At 69.2% G+C, this 13088-nt stretch carries 13 protein-coding genes; 6 read left to right on the top strand and 7 right to left on the bottom strand.

Annotation, left to right across the window (positions count from 1 at the left end; translation table 11 throughout):
- Positions 1 to 111 precede the first annotated feature (111 nt).
- A complete protein-coding gene (locus FNH13_RS02650; protein WP_143782024.1) occupies positions 112 to 582 on the top strand; it encodes a hypothetical protein in 471 nt (156 codons plus the stop codon).
- A gap of 132 nt (positions 583 to 714) precedes the next feature.
- Here FNH13_RS02650 and FNH13_RS02645 read toward each other — a convergent pair whose 3' ends face one another.
- The 4 genes from FNH13_RS02645 to FNH13_RS02630 all read right to left on the bottom strand — a co-directional run bounded on the left by FNH13_RS02645 (position 715) and on the right by FNH13_RS02630 (position 3291).
- Positions 715 to 1377: an SRPBCC family protein gene (locus FNH13_RS02645; RefSeq protein WP_143782023.1), complete on the bottom strand. Its 663-nt coding sequence runs from the start codon at positions 1375 to 1377 to the stop codon at positions 715 to 717.
- Positions 1374 to 1721, bottom strand: a complete 348-nt coding sequence (locus FNH13_RS02640; RefSeq protein WP_143782022.1) for an ArsR/SmtB family transcription factor — start codon at positions 1719 to 1721, stop codon at positions 1374 to 1376. Before FNH13_RS02640 ends, FNH13_RS02645 begins: the two co-directional genes overlap by 4 nt.
- 89 nt (positions 1722 to 1810) lie before the next feature.
- Positions 1811 to 2590, bottom strand: a complete 780-nt coding sequence (locus FNH13_RS02635; protein ID WP_143782021.1) for a putative hydro-lyase — start codon at positions 2588 to 2590, stop codon at positions 1811 to 1813.
- 47 nt (positions 2591 to 2637) lie between these two features.
- Positions 2638 to 3291: a GntR family transcriptional regulator gene (locus FNH13_RS02630; protein WP_143782020.1), complete on the bottom strand. Its 654-nt coding sequence runs from the start codon at positions 3289 to 3291 to the stop codon at positions 2638 to 2640.
- Between the two features lie 114 nt (positions 3292 to 3405).
- On the opposite strand from FNH13_RS02630, the gene FNH13_RS02625 reads away from it, so the two are divergent.
- From FNH13_RS02625 to fgd, 5 genes are all read left to right on the top strand, one after another.
- Positions 3406 to 4641: an NRAMP family divalent metal transporter gene (locus FNH13_RS02625; protein ID WP_143782019.1), complete on the top strand. Its 1236-nt coding sequence runs from the start codon at positions 3406 to 3408 to the stop codon at positions 4639 to 4641.
- 27 nt (positions 4642 to 4668) lie between these two features.
- Positions 4669 to 5433, top strand: a complete 765-nt coding sequence (locus FNH13_RS02620; RefSeq protein ID WP_143782018.1) for a LamB/YcsF family protein — start codon at positions 4669 to 4671, stop codon at positions 5431 to 5433.
- Between the two features lies 1 nt (position 5434).
- Positions 5435 to 6043, top strand: a complete 609-nt coding sequence (locus tag FNH13_RS02615; RefSeq protein WP_143782017.1) for a 5-oxoprolinase subunit B family protein — start codon at positions 5435 to 5437, stop codon at positions 6041 to 6043.
- Positions 6040 to 6888 (top strand): 5-oxoprolinase subunit C family protein, encoded by an 849-nt coding sequence (locus FNH13_RS02610; RefSeq protein WP_202878850.1) that lies wholly within the window; start codon positions 6040 to 6042, stop codon positions 6886 to 6888. Before FNH13_RS02615 ends, FNH13_RS02610 begins: the two co-directional genes overlap by 4 nt.
- Before the next feature lie 119 nt (positions 6889 to 7007).
- Positions 7008 to 8024 (top strand): glucose-6-phosphate dehydrogenase (coenzyme-F420), encoded by a 1017-nt coding sequence (gene fgd / locus FNH13_RS02605; RefSeq protein ID WP_143782016.1) that lies wholly within the window; start codon positions 7008 to 7010, stop codon positions 8022 to 8024.
- A gap of 12 nt (positions 8025 to 8036) precedes the next feature.
- Here the strand turns inward: fgd and FNH13_RS02600 are convergent, their stop codons facing one another.
- The 3 genes from FNH13_RS02600 to FNH13_RS02590 all read right to left on the bottom strand — a co-directional run bounded on the left by FNH13_RS02600 (position 8037) and on the right by FNH13_RS02590 (position 13062).
- On the bottom strand, positions 8037 to 9056 hold the full coding sequence (locus tag FNH13_RS02600) for a S66 family peptidase (protein ID WP_228266552.1): 1020 nt from the start codon (positions 9054 to 9056) through the stop codon (positions 8037 to 8039).
- Between the two features lie 73 nt (positions 9057 to 9129).
- Positions 9130 to 12441, bottom strand: coding sequence for a fused isobutyryl-CoA mutase/GTPase IcmF (icmF, locus tag FNH13_RS02595; RefSeq protein ID WP_143782014.1), 3312 nt, complete (start codon positions 12439 to 12441; stop codon positions 9130 to 9132).
- Between the two features lie 27 nt (positions 12442 to 12468).
- Positions 12469 to 13062, bottom strand: a complete 594-nt coding sequence (locus FNH13_RS02590) for a MarR family winged helix-turn-helix transcriptional regulator (protein ID WP_143782013.1) — start codon at positions 13060 to 13062, stop codon at positions 12469 to 12471.
- Positions 13063 to 13088 lie beyond the last annotated feature (26 nt).

Here is a 13088-nt window from a genome sequence, read left to right as displayed (position 1 = left end):
GAGAACTCTCTCACCCTGGTCAAAGAATCTGCTCATCTCGCGGCCCGAACATTGAGTCATCAGGCCCACGCCGCCCCGGTCAAAGCCACCACGGTCCCGAAAGGACAGATCATGAACTCCACCCCGAAGTCCCGCGCCTGGTCCGTCGTGGTCGCCGCCACCGCGATCACCGCCATCGGTGGCGCGAGCGCCGCCGCCACCTGGGCCAGCTCGAGCGCCCCGACCACCGAGACGGCCGCCGTCGCACTGACCCAGCAGCGTCCGATCGCCGAGGGCAAGGCCCCCGGCAGCACCGGCCAGTGGGCGGCGCTGGCCAGCAAGGTCGGCGACTGGAGCCCCACGGCCGTGCCATCCATGAGCAGCCCGTTCAGCAAGGCCCGCGAGGCTGCCGCCGCCCAGGATGTGCAGTCGGCCAGCGTGCAGTCCATCGCCTCCCTGGCCTCGGTCGTCTCGGCCCAGTCGGTGCAGTCCGCCCAGTCCGTCCAGTCACCGGTCTCCGTCCAGTCCGTGCAGTCGCCGGTGTCGGTGCAGACGCCCAACAGCCCTGACTCGGTCAACTCTCCTGACGACTTCAACGCCTGATTCCCCCGTGAGGACGGGCACCCCACGAGCCCGCCTCGCCCGCAGGGGAAAGCCCCGGCCTGTCCCCGGCGGGGCTTTCCCCTGCCTCAGGCGAGACCGCGGTGGTGAGCGCTGGCGGGCGCCATCTCCGTCTCAGCCAGCCGGCTGCCCGGTGTAGAACGCGGTCGTGCGGTCCCGCGCCGCGGCGGCATCCTCGCGGGGTGTGCCGTGCTCGATGCTCGCCTCGGACCACAACCGACTGCTCTCGGTGATGAAGGCCAGCCCCTCCGGGGTCGCCTCCCAGCCCTCTGCGGCGGCGCCGGCGATCGAGGCACCGGTGACAAGGTGCCTGCCCAGCCCCATGAACGCCAGGTCCCAGCCGACGCCGGTGGCGCCAGGACCGTACTGGTCCCAGAAGCTGGTGTCCTCGGGCACCAGGGCAGTGTGCTCGAGCTCGAGGCGCGCGCCGGCGCCCTCCGGGACCACACGGACCGCGATCCAGGTCACCTGGCCCCCGAACTCCCACGTCGCGCTGAACCGGTGCGGCGGCTCACAGGCCTCGATCGTGCCGCCGGCGTTGCCCTCAACCTGATAACGGCCACCCTGCTGCAGGTCGCCGCTCACAGGGGCGAACCAGCGGGGCAGGCGCTCGGCGTTGGTCACCGCGTCCCACAGGTCCTCCACCGTCGTGTCGTAGACCTGGGCGACGGTCTGGACCTTGGTCTCGCCGTCGCCTCTCGTCCCGGCCACCAGCTCGCGCGTGATGGCGTGAGCATCGGCCCCGCCGGGAGTGCTGGTCGTGTCCTGCTCAGTCATGTCGGATCCTCCTGGGCCTGTCGTCGCGCCCGCTTGCCGCGGGCGATCTCGGTGTCGAGGGCGGCCAGTCGCGGACCCCAGAACCTGCGGAACGGGGTGAGCCACTCGTCGACCTGCTGCAACGCCTCTGGTCGGACCGCGTAGATCCGCCGGGTGCCCTCGGGGCGGACTGTCGCGAATCCCGCCTCCCGCAACACCCGCAGGTGCTGGGAGACGGCCGGCTGGCTGATGCCGAACTCGGCGCGGATCACCTCGCTCACCGACCCGGCTGTCGCCTCACCGTCAGCGAGCAGCTCAAGGATCCGGCGTCGCACCGGATCGCCAAGGATGTCGAAGGCGTGCACCCGTCCATAATGCAGCGGTGTCTTATATAAGTCAAGAATGAATATGGAGAGTAGGACAACTGCTCACTGAGTCTGAGGGACGGGTGAGGTCAGGGTTGCCGATAGACCGCGTCCGGCACGTCCGTGACAAACATGTGCCCGGGCGCGTGGGTGATCGCAAAGGGCGGCTTGGACGCCATCAGCGCGGCCTGCGGCGTGACACCGCAGGCCCAGAAGACCGGCACATCGCCGCCCTGCGCCTGGATCGGCTCGCCGAAGTCCGGAGCGCCCAGATCCGCGATGCCCAGCGAGGTCGGGTCTCCGACGTGCACCGGCGCCCCGTGGACCGCCGGCATCCGCCCAGTGACCTGCACCGCCGTCGGCACCAGTGCCGCAGGGATCGGCCGCATCGAGACGACCAGCTCGCCGGAGAGTCGCCCAGCGGGGCGGCACTGCCGGTTCGTGCGGAACATCGCCACGTTGCGCCCCTGCTCGATGTTGCGCACCGGCACCCCCGCATCGAGCAGCGCCCGCTCGAAGCTGAACGAGCAGCCGATCAGGAACGAGACGAGATCCTCGCGCCACAGCCCTGAGATCTCCGGCACCTCCTCGACCAACTCGCCCTCCCGCCATACGCGATAGAGCGGCAGGTCGGTGCGCAGGTCGGCCCCGGGCGCCAGCTCGGTGTGCGCAGACCCCGGCTCGGTCACGTCCAGCAGCGGCACCGGCTGGGGGTTGCGCTGGCCGAACAACAGCATGTCCCAGGCCCACTCCCGCGGCAGCATCACGAGGTTGGCCTGGGTGAAGCCGCTCGCGTGGCCGCTGGTGGGCACCACTGCACCCTGTCGGTATGCCGCGCGCGCACCCTCGGGCGTATCCGTCACCGTCATCCTGACCTCCTCGGTAGACGACCCTGCCTCCTCAGTCTGCACCCGTGTCAGGCGGACTGCTCCTTCTCCTCGAAGGCGGCCACGATGGCCCCCTCGGAGTCGACGAGATAGGCCTCCAGGAAGCCGGCGCCCTCCTCGAAGCGGCCCTTGGCCATCAGTGCGAGGAGCTCACGGTTGCGCTTGACGAAGGGCTGATAGAGGAAGCGCGGGTCGTCGATCACGGCAAACAGCAGGCGCAGCTCGGCGGTGAGCCGCCGCATCATGACGTCCAGGCGGGGACTGCCGGCCAGCGCGACGAGTGAGCGGTGGAAGTGCATGTTGGCGGTGCCGACGCCGGGCCAGTCACGCCGGCGCGAGGCGGTCCGCGCTGCACCGACCGCCGCCTGCAGAGGGCCCAGGCGGTGAACGTCCGCTGCGCTGAGTGACCGCACGACGGCCGGCTCGATGACGCGGCGGAGGCGATAGACGTCCCGCACATCGGCGCTGGTCACCAGGGGGACGAAGACACCGCGGTTGAACTCGTGAACCAGGAGACCGTCGTGGGCGAGTAGGCGGAAGGCCTCACGCACGGTGTTGCGGGAGACCTCGAGCTCGGTGGCCACCGCGGTGTCCGACACCTTGGCTCCGGGCAGCAGCCGTCCCTCGGTGATCCAGTCGCTGACGTGCTCACTGACCGCCCGTGCGGTCGAACCTTGGCCCATGCCTCATTCTGACCCACCCAGACGGATTGTTCAACACTCTAGACAGATTGTTCAACAAAATGTACCTTCGTAGTTCTAGGGTCCAACGGAGGACCCCCCACGCGGAGGATTGACATGGCCGAAAATCTCTCAGCAACACCGACGGACGCGAAGGCACCCACCGTGACCAGCAAGGGCACCTTGCTCGGCGCGATCTTCCTCATGGCGACCTCGTCCATCGGGCCCGGCTTCATCACCCAGACAACCACCTTCACGGTCCAGCTCGGTGCGGCCTTCGCGTTTGCGATCGCGGTCTCGATCCTCGCCGACATCGCGGTCCAGACCAACGTGTGGCGGGTGATCGGCGTCTCAGGCCGGCGCGCCCAGGAGCTGGGCAACCTCAGCCTTCCCGGGCTCGGCTACTTCATGGCGGGCCTGCTGCTGATCGGCGGCCTCGTCTTCAACATCGGCAACGTCGCCGGGGCCGGCCTGGGCATGAACATCATGACCGACATCAACGTCAAGCTCGGGGCGATCATCCTGGTGCTGGTCGCCGTCGGCGTCTTCCTCTCCAAGCGCGCAGGGGTGGCGATGGACCGGATCGTCGTCCTCCTCGGCGCCCTGATGATCCTGCTGACTCTCTATGTCGCCATCACCTCGGGCCCGCCGGTCGTGTCCGCCCTGAAGAACACGGTGGCACCGGAGACCTTCAGCGCCTTGGCGATCACCACCCTGATCGGTGGCACCATCGGCGGCTACATCATCTATGCCGGCGCCCACCGGCTGCTCGACGCCGGCGTCTCCGGACCGAGCCGCGTCAACGAGCTCACCCAGAGCGCCGTCCTGGGGATCATCGTGACCGGCATCATGCGCGTCATCCTGTTCCTGGCCATCCTCGGTGTCATCCACGCCGGAGCGGCTCTGGACCCGGACAACATGGCGGCCAGCGCTTTCGAGGCGGCTGCCGGCACCGTGGGCCTGCGGCTGTTCGGCGTGATCTTCGCCGCGGCCGCCCTGACCAGCGTGATCGGTTGCTCCTACACGACCGTGACCTTCCTGACCTCGCAGGAGAAGACCTCCCCGCGCACGACCAACCTGCTGGTGGTCGGCTTCATCGCGCTGTCGACCATCCTCTATCTGACCATCGGCGCCGCCCCGCAGGAGCTCCTGGTCTTCGCCGGTGCGTTCAACGGGATCCTGCTCCCGGTCGGCATCGGCGTGATCATGTGGGTCGCCTGGCGCCGCCGCGACCTGCTGCACGGCTACGAGTACCCCAAGTGGCTGGCCGCGCTGGGTACGGCAGCATGGGTGCTGACGGTCTATCTGGCAATCCGCTCCATCGAGCCCGCGATCGACCTGATCACCGGCTGACCATCCCAGCTGACACAGGAGGACGACATGTCTGTTGATCTCAACTCGGACCTCGGCGAGGGCCTGGGCAGTTGGTCCATGGGCGACGACGACGCACTGCTCTCGATCGTCACCAGCGCCAACGTCGCCTGCGGCTTCCACGCCGGGGACCCCTCGATCATGCGGCACGTGACGACCCGGGCGGTCGCCAACGGGGTGGCGATCGGGGCACACGTCGCCTATCGCGACCTGACCGGCTTCGGGCGCCGTTTCATCGACGTCGACGCCCCGACGCTGCGCGACGAGGTGACCTATCAGATCGGTGCCCTGGACGCCATCACCCGCCAGGCCGGCGGGACGATCGCCTACGTCAAGCCACACGGCGGCCTCTACAACGCGATCGTGACCCACAAGGAGCAGGCTGGGGCGGTCGTCGCGGCCGTGCGGGCGTTCGACCGCGACCTGGTGCTGATGGGCCTGCCCGGCTCCGAGGTGCTGCGGCTGGCCGAGGTGGCCGGGCTGGAGATCGCGCACGAGGCCTTCGCCGACCGCGCCTACACTCCCAATGGTCACCTGGTCTCCCGCAAGGAGAAGGACTCGGTCCTGCACGACCCGGAGCAGATTGCCCGCCGCTGCATCGCGATGGCAGCCGGTGAGCCGATCGAGGACATCAACGGCGACCCGATCACCTTGCGACCCGACTCGATCTGCGTGCACGGAGACACTCCCGGCGCCGTCGAGATCGCGCGCCAGGTGCGCGTCGCGCTCGAGACCGCCGGGGTGCCGCTGGCTCCCTTCACCCGGGCGAGCTAACGTGCGCGTCCTGCCCAGCGGATCGCGCGGCCTGCTGCTCGAGTTCGACTCCCTGCCAGACGTGCTCGCGAACTATGCCGCGCTGCAGGCTGCCGACCTGCCGATCCTGGACCTGGTCCCTGCCGGGCGCACGATCCTGGTCATCGGCGACCGCGAGACGGATCTCAGGGCGCTGGCGGGAGAGCTGCGGAGCATCGAGCCGGCGGAGCACATCGGCCACGACAGCACCCCCGTCGAGGTGCCGGTGCGCTATGACGGCGAGGACCTCTCCGAGGCTGCCGACCTGCTCGGCTGCTCACCCGAGGAGCTGGTGCGCCGCCACCTCGAGGAGGACTGGACCGTGGCCTTCTGCGGGTTCGCGCCCGGTTTCGGCTATCTCGCCGGGACTAAGTTCACCTGGGACACCCCGCGCCGATCGAGCCCGCGCACCAAGGTGCCGCCCGGATCCCTCGCTCTGGCAGGGGAGTTCACCGGCGTCTATCCCCGTGAGTCCCCCGGCGGTTGGCAGCTGATCGGTCATGCCCTGGTCGACGTCTTCGACCTGGACCGCGACCCGGCGGCGCTGCTCGCCCCGGGTGCGTCCGTCCGCTTCGTGGAGTCGACGTCATGAGCAGGATCCTGCGGGTGCTCGAGCCTGGAGCCCTGACAACGGTGCAGGACTTCGGCCGACCCGGACAGGCTGCCCTGGGCATCGGCCGCTCCGGCGCCTGTGACCGCGGCGCGCACCGACTTGCCAACGCGCTCGTGGGCAACCACCCGACCCTGGCCACGCTCGAGGCGACCTTTGGTGGACTGTCCCTGGAGGCCGGGTCCGACCTCGTCGTGGCCACGACCGGGGCTCGGTGCCCGGGAGCGCCGCACCTGGCACCCTTCCGGCTCGGTGCCGGCGAACGCCTCACCCTCGGCCCGCCGCAGGCCGGTCTGCGCACCTACGTCGCAGTCCGGGGCGGCATCGACGTGGAGCCGGTCCTGGGCAGCCGGGCGACCGACATACTGTCCGGCCTGGGACCCGGGCTCCTCCAGCAGGGGGACGTGCTGCCCATCGGCACCACCCCCCGGCCTGTGCCGGGGGTGGACGTCGCCCCGGTGCCTGAACCGTCCGCGGAGCGACTGACCGTGCGCATCACGCCCGGGCCGCGTCGGGACTGGTTTGACGACGCGGCGTGGGACCTGCTGACCTCCCAGGTGTATGCGGTGGACAGCCAGTCCAACCGGGTCGGGGTCCGTCTGACGGGAGAGCCGCTCCCCCGCCTCCGCGACGGTGAGCTGGTCAGCGAGGGGATGCTGCGCGGCGCCCTGCAGATGCCCCCGTCGGGGCTGCCCGTGCTCTTCCTGGCCGACCACCCGGTGACCGGTGGCTATCCGGTCATCGGGTATGTCGACGACCTCGACGTGGACCGGTGCGCCCAGCTGCGTCCCGGGCAGGAGGTGCGCTTCACCACCCACGCGCGCTGAGGGCGTTCACGGATCGCCGCAGGTGCACACTGACGCGGCGACCGAGTTCCCCCATAGTTCAGGTCTATCGGCTCCCCCCAGGCGCCGTCCAGCTGATTGCGCTGTGGAAGAGTGCAACCGTGAGCACACTCAAACTGGGTTACAAGGCCTCGGCCGAGCAGTTCGGCCCCCGCGAGCTGGTGGACCTCGCGGTCGCAGCCGAGTCGCACGGCATGGACTCGGCCTTTGTCAGCGACCACTTCCAGCCGTGGCGGCACAACGGTGGGCACGCGCCGTTTGCGATCTCCTGGATGAGTGCGGTCGGGGCCCTCACCGATCGGATCGTGCTGGGCACCTCGGTGATGACACCGACCTTCCGCTACAACCCGGCGGTCATCGCGCAGGCCTTCGCGACGATGGGTTGCCTGTTTCCGGAGCGGGTCGTGCTCGGTGTCGGCACCGGGGAGGCGCTCAACGAGATCGCGACCGGTGGGCTGGACGGGGAGTGGCCAGAGTTCAAGGAGCGCTTCGGCCGGCTGCGCGAGGCCGTGCGCCTGATGCGTGAGCTGTGGACGGGCGACCGGGTCGACTTCGAGGGCGACTACTACCGCACCACCGGCGCCAGCATCTATGACGTGCCCGACGGTGGCGTGCCGGTCTACATCGCCGCCGGTGGCCCCCTCGTCGCACGGTATGCCGGACGCTCCGGTGACGGCTTCATCTGCACCTCGGGCAAGGGGATGGAGCTCTACACCGACAAGCTGGTGCCGGCCGTGCAGGAGGGGCTAGAGAAGTCCGGGCGCAAGATGTCGGACATCGACCGGATGATCGAGATCAAGCTGTCCTACGACCGCGACGCCGACGTCGCGCTGGAGAACACCCGCTTCTGGGCACCGCTGTCACTCACTCCCGAGCAGAAGCACAGCATCGACGACCCGATCGAGATGGAGCGGTTTGCCGACGAGCTGCCGATCGAGCAGGTCGCCAAGCGGTGGATCGTCTCTGCGGACCCCGACGAGGTCGTCGAGCAGGTGCGACCCTATGTCGAGGCCGGCTTCAACCACCTGGTCTTCCACGGCCCCGGCCATGACCAGGAGCGCTTCCTGACCCACTTCGAGGAAGACCTCGCCCCGCGCCTGCGCGCCCTGGGCGGCTAAGTTCCCCTTTCGCTAACCCAGCTCCTGCACGAGCGTGCGCTCGTTGTCGGTGACGGTCAGGTGGGCCAGCGCCCCGTTGACCAGCGGCATCATCGGCGCGACGTGGCCGCACTCGACGTCGAAGACGATCGGCAGGTCCAGGTCCTCCAGCGCGTCGAGCACGGCGTCACGCTGGGTGAAGTCTCCTGAGTCCGGGGCCGCGGTCCGGCCGATGAGGATGGCGCGGGCGTGCTCGAACCACCCCGCCAGACGCAGCCCGTGCAGGATCCGGCAGGTCTCCAGGGCCGGCGCCTCGCCCGCCTCCAGATAGACGATCAGCCCCTCCTCGGCATGCTGCTGGCCGAAGGCCGCGACGTCGCCGAACGCGGAGCCGGCCAGGTGGTGGATCGTCTCGATGCAGCCACCGATGAGCCGACCGCTGACCTCGATCTCGTCATCATCGGCCACCTCCCAGGCGCCAGTGCCCTCCAGGACGTATGCCGTGGGGCTCGGGTCCTCTTCCCAGTCATCGAAGGCACCGCTCCGGTAGACGCCGCTCTGCTGCTGGGTCACGGGACCGGTGGCGGCGGCCACCTCGGTCCAGTGCGCGAGGCCGGGTGCTGCGGCATACGGGGTGTCCATCAGGTTGACACCGTGCAGGCTGGCCCAGCCGGCGCGCAACGTGAGCGGCAGCAGCAGGGTCGAGAGGTCGCTGAACCCGACCAGCCAGGTGGGCTCAGCCGCGGCGATGGTGTCCCAGTCGAGCAGGTCGACGAGGTCGATGGCGGTCTCCCCGCCCCACGGTGGCACGACGGCGCGGATCGCGGGATCGGTCAGCATCCGCTGCAACTCGTCGGCGCGCTCCACCGCGGGGGCGCTGACGTGGGAGTCGTCGCCGTCCATGCACTGCCCGACCACGACGTCATAGCCGCGCTCGACCAGCCAGCCGGTGGCGAACTCCAGGCGGGGCCACAGTGTCTGCGGCACACCACTCGACGGGCTGGTGACGCCGATGCGGTCGCCAGGTTGCAGGGGCTGTGGGAATCGGATCACAGCACCACCCAACCTGGTCGGCCCGAGCTGCGCAAACGCTCGTCGGAAGGTCCCGTAGGGCGTTCGACCGGACTCAGACGTTGCGCCGGTACTGCCCACCGACCTCGAAGAAGGCGTCGGTGATCTGCCCCAGGGAGCACACCCGGGCGGCGTCCATGAGCACGGCGAAGACATTGTCGCCAGACATCGCCACCTCCTTCAGACGGGCCAGCGCCTCCGTGGCTTCGCTCTCGTGCCGCTTCTGGAAGTCGGCCACGCGCGCGAGCTGGGACTCCTTCTCCTGGGACGTGGCCCGGGCCAGCTCGACCACCACCGGCTCGCGCTCCTCCTTGGGGGCCCGGAAGGTGTTGACGCCGATGATCGGCAACGACCCGTCGTGCTTGCGGTGCTCATAGAGCATCGACTCGTCCTGGATCCTGCCGCGCTGGTAGCCCGTCTCCATCGCGCCCAGCACGCCGCCACGGTCGGAGATCCGGTCGAACTCCAGCAGCACGGCCTCCTCCACCAGGTCGGTGAGCTGATCGATGATGAACGAGCCCTGGTTGGGGTTCTCGTTCATCGCCAGGCCCCACTCGCGGTTGATGATCATCTGGATCGCCAGGGCCCGGCGGACGGACTCTGTCGAAGGGGTGGTGACGGCCTCGTCATACGCATTGGTGTGCAGGCTCTGGGCGTTGTCATAGATCGCGATCAGCGCCTGCAGCGTGGTGCGGATGTCGTTGAAGTCCATCTCCTGGGCGTGCAGGGAGCGGCCCGAGGTCTGCACGTGGTACTTCAGCTTCTGGCTGCGGTCGTTGGCGCCATACTTCTCCCGCATCGCGATCGCCCAGATGCGCCGCGCCACCCGACCGATGACGGAGTACTCCACATCCATGCCGTTGGAGAAGAAGAAGGACAGGTTGGGCGCGAAGTCGTTGATGTCCATCCCGCGCGCGAGGTAGGACTCGACATAGGTGAAGCCGTTGGCCAGGGTGAAGGCCAGCTGGCTGATCGGGTTGGCCCCCGCCTCGGCGATGTGGTAGCCGGAGATGGACACCGAGTAGAAGTTGCGCACCCCCTGGTCGATGAACCACTGCTGGATGTCGCCCATCATCCGCAGCGAGAACTCGGTGGTGAACAGGCACGTGTTCTGCCCCTGGTCCTCCTTGAGGATGTCCGCCTGGACGGTGCCGCGGACGCTGGCCAACGCGTGGGCGCGCAGCTCCTCGGACTCGGCGCCCGAGGGCTCGCGACCCTCCCGCTCCCGGAAGGCGTCCAACTGCTGGTCAATCGCGGTGTTGAGGAAGAAGGCGAGCACGGTCGGCGCCGGCCCGTTGATGGTCATCGACACCGAGGTGGTGGGCGCGAGCAGGTCGAACCCGTCATACAACGCCTTCATGTCCTCCAGCGTCGCGACGGAGACTCCCGAGGTGCCGACCTTGCCGTAGATGTCGGGGCGCTCGGCGGGGTCCTGACCATAGAGGGTCACCGAGTCGAAGGCCGTCGACAGCCGAGTCGCGGGCTGACCCTCAGACAGCAGCTTGAAGCGGCGGTTGGTGCGGAACGGGTCACCCTCGCCGGCAAACATGCGCGCCGGGTCCTCGTTGTCGCGCTTAAACGGGAAGACGCCGGCGGTGTAGGGGAAGTAGCCGGGCAGGTTCTCGCGCCGCCAGAAGCGCACCAGCGCGCCGGCCTCGTCGTATGCCGGCAAGGCCACCCGAGGGACCCGGTTGCCGGAGAGCGACTCCTTGGTCAGGGCGGTGCGCAGCTCCTTGTCGCGCACCCGAACGACCTGCTCGTCGCCGGAGTAGGACTCCACCCGGGCCGGCCAGCCCTCGATCAGATCCTGGATCTCGACGGGCACCTCGCGGCGGGCGCCCTCGAGCAGCTCGTCGACGCCGTGGTCAACCTTGCCGGCGGCCGCGAGCTCGTCGTCCACCATGGCCAGTCGCTCGACGCGGCGTGCCGCCTGGGCGAACTTCTCGGTGTCCTGGTGGTAGCCGCGGATGGTCTCGGTGATCTCCGAGAGGTAGCGGACCCTGGTGGCGGGCACGACCTGGCGGATGCCGGAGGAGTGGCGCACGTCCACGGCCGGGAGCACACCGTCCTGGACGGACAGGCCCACCTCGGCCAGTTGCGAGCGCAGCTCCTGATAGAGCGCGGTCACGCCGTCGTCGTTGAAGGTCGCCGCGGAGGTGCCGAAGACCGGCATGTCCTGCGGCTTCTTGCCGAACGCCTCCCGGTTGCGCACCAGTTGGCGGCCGACGTCACGCATGGCGTCCATGGCGCCGCGGCGCTCGAACTTGTTGATGGCCACCACGTCGGCGAAGTCGAGCATGTCGATCTTCTCCAGCTGGGAGGCGGCGCCGAACTCCGGCGTCATGACATAGAGCGAGACGTCCGAGAGGGGCACGATGCCCGCGTCGCCCTGGCCGATGCCAGGCGTCTCGACGACGATCAGGTCGAAGCCGGCGGCCTTGAGGATGTCGATCGTGACGGGCAGCGCATCAGGCACCTCCCGGTCCCCGCGGGTGGCCATGGAGCGGAAGTAGGTACCCACGGGGGGCTCCGCCCCCCGTGCACCCCCCGAAAGCTCTGTCCTGCCGCCGGTGGACTCGGTCTCCTCGGTGGCGCCCGCGCGGGTCATGCTCCCCAGGGAGTTCATCCGGATGCGGTCGCCCAGCAGGGCACCGCCGCCCTTGCGTCGGGTCGGGTCGACCGCGACCACCGCGATGCGCAGCCGGTCTCCCTGGTCAACCCGCACCCGGCGCACCAGCTCGTCGGTCAGCGAGGACTTGCCCGACCCTCCGGTGCCGGTGATGCCGAGGACCGGCACGGTCCGCGCGGCGGCCGCGTCGGCATACTTCTGACGGTCGGTGTCAGGGAGGGCGCCGACCTCGACGCCGGTGATGGCGCGGGAGAGCGCCACCCGGTCGCCGGCCAGGACCGCCTCGACGTCGGCGGCGGCGGTCTCCCACAGCGGGTAGTCGCAGTCCTGCAGGACCTGGGCGATCATCCCCGGCAGGCCCAGTCGCTGCCCGTCCTCGGGGCTGAAGATGGTCACGCCCGACTCGCGCAGCCGGGTGATCTCCTCGTCGACGATGACGCCGCCGCCACCACCGACGACCTTGACGTGACCGGCCCCGGCTGCCGCCAGCTCCTGGACGAGATACTCGAAGTACTCCACGTGGCCGCCCTGGTAGGACGACACGGCGACGCCGTTGGCGTCCTCGTCCAGGACCGCGTCGACCACCTCCTGCACGGAGCGGTTGTGCCCGAGGTGGATCACCTCGGCACCCTGGCTCTGCATGATGCGCCGCATGATGTTGATTGACGCGTCGTGGCCGTCAAAGAGGCTGGCCGCGGTGACGATGCGGACCGGGTTCTGGAGAGCTGGCTTGGGCATGAAGAGTCCTTCGGTCTGGGGCGTCAGTTAAATACTAGGACATCCAACTATCTTCTGGCAATTGCTCACGGCGGTGCGTGATGGCGCGTGCGGGGATGACCTCGAGGCTCGTGCTGAGCCCCGGGCGACGTGGTCACCGGCCGCGGCGCGCAGGTCAGCGAGCAGGTCGGTCAGCTGCTCGATCTGCTGCGGGTGCAGGCCAGGAGCCTCGAAGACCGCCTGGTTGAGACCGGCCGTCGCCTCGGCCACGACCTCGCGGCCGGAGTCGGTCAGCGACGCCAGGACGACCCGGCCGTCCGTCGTGCTCCGCACCCGCTCGACATGGCCCTGACGGACCAGCCGGTCGACCGCACTGGTGACGCTCGTGGGGTGCACCTGCAGCAGCGACCCCACGCGCGTCATGGGCATGGCACCGCTGGAGACGAAGGCCAGCAGCCGCAGGATCTCGTAGCGCGCGAAGGTCAGACCCAGCGGTCGCAGCACCGCGTCAATGCGCTCCTGGAACAGCTGGTTGACGCGCACCAGCGAGGTGACCATCGACATGCCGTCCGCCGCGTCCTCCCACCCGTGGCGCACCCACTGGCTGTGCGCCTCCTCGATGGGATCCCGCTGCGTGGTCATGCTCACAGGTTACGGGCACGCCTGGT

The sequence above is a fragment of the Ornithinimicrobium ciconiae genome, from assembly GCF_007197575.1.
GTDB lineage: Bacteria > Actinomycetota > Actinomycetes > Actinomycetales > Dermatophilaceae > Ornithinicoccus > Ornithinicoccus ciconiae.
The sequence above is the reverse complement of the archived record's forward strand: the minus strand, read 5'-3'. Positions and strand labels throughout refer to the sequence as shown.

Coding starts and splice junctions, on each gene's coding strand:
- icmF (WP_143782014.1), bottom strand. CDS start 12,441: ATGCCCAAGCCAGCTCTCCAGAACCCGGTCCGCATCGTCACCGCGGCC.
- FNH13_RS02620 (WP_143782018.1), top strand. CDS start 4,669: ATGTCTGTTGATCTCAACTCGGACCTCGGCGAGGGCCTGGGCAGTTGG.
- FNH13_RS02590 (WP_143782013.1), bottom strand. CDS start 13,062: ATGACCACGCAGCGGGATCCCATCGAGGAGGCGCACAGCCAGTGGGTG.
- FNH13_RS02645 (WP_143782023.1), bottom strand. CDS start 1,377: ATGACTGAGCAGGACACGACCAGCACTCCCGGCGGGGCCGATGCTCAC.
- FNH13_RS02630 (WP_143782020.1), bottom strand. CDS start 3,291: ATGGGCCAAGGTTCGACCGCACGGGCGGTCAGTGAGCACGTCAGCGAC.
- FNH13_RS02625 (WP_143782019.1), top strand. CDS start 3,406: ATGGCCGAAAATCTCTCAGCAACACCGACGGACGCGAAGGCACCCACC.
- FNH13_RS02635 (WP_143782021.1), bottom strand. CDS start 2,590: ATGACGGTGACGGATACGCCCGAGGGTGCGCGCGCGGCATACCGACAG.
- FNH13_RS02610 (WP_202878850.1), top strand. CDS start 6,040: ATGAGCAGGATCCTGCGGGTGCTCGAGCCTGGAGCCCTGACAACGGTG.
- FNH13_RS02650 (WP_143782024.1), top strand. CDS start 112: ATGAACTCCACCCCGAAGTCCCGCGCCTGGTCCGTCGTGGTCGCCGCC.